1 protein-coding gene is annotated in these 676 nt (G+C 29.6%); it reads left to right on the top strand.

The genetic code is table 11. The features are described from left to right. Window positions 1-167 precede the first annotated feature (167 nt). On the top strand, window positions 168-676 hold a 509-nt coding region (locus H3S74_RS12415), incomplete at its 3' end, for a hypothetical protein (RefSeq protein WP_198248025.1).

Below are 676 nucleotides of genomic sequence, written 5' to 3'. Positions count from 1 at the left end.
CAGCTAATTACCTCAATCCAAGTTTACTTTTTCACGATAATTTATATTTTCACAGAAAATCCAAGTTAATATCTAGTCTTAGTCCATATCAATTTAGTCAAAGAACAAAAAAAACAAAACGCTGTTTAGTTCAGCTTTCACCTGGTGGAGATTTGATAGCAAATACAATGTGTTGTATTTTTGCTTTAACAAATTCTTCATTATTATCCGTTTGTTTATCTCTGGTTAAACCGTTTATTTATATTTTATTTATTTTATGCTTTTTAGGCGTCAGTCAAAAAAGCCTAGCACTTACAGCACATAGTATAAATGTCATTATTGGTAATAAACCGAAAGTTGTCGATATTGAAGGTGCATCGAAAAAACATGGTTTTACTGTTAATGGTGTTTTATATAGTTCAAATACCAATAACCTAAGTGACACACAAATCAATCAGTTTGATGGTAATTTAACAATTAAAGACTTTATTATTAAAGATTATGCAATGAATGATTTAGATGTGATGGCTAATTATGATGATACCGATGGTGATGGCATTCGCAATAATACTCCGTTCACCGTAGAAGAAACAAATTATAGCTGGTTTGATAATAAAGGAATAAAAATCGAAAATAATGAAAAAATAATTGGTTGTGGTAGTGGTATTTCCATGCCGTTAACTTTAACTATTACAAC

This window comes from Gilliamella sp. W8126 (genome assembly GCF_016102185.1).
Taxonomy (GTDB): domain Bacteria; phylum Pseudomonadota; class Gammaproteobacteria; order Enterobacterales; family Orbaceae; genus Gilliamella; species Gilliamella apis_A.
This window is presented reverse-complemented; position numbering and strand designations above follow the sequence as displayed.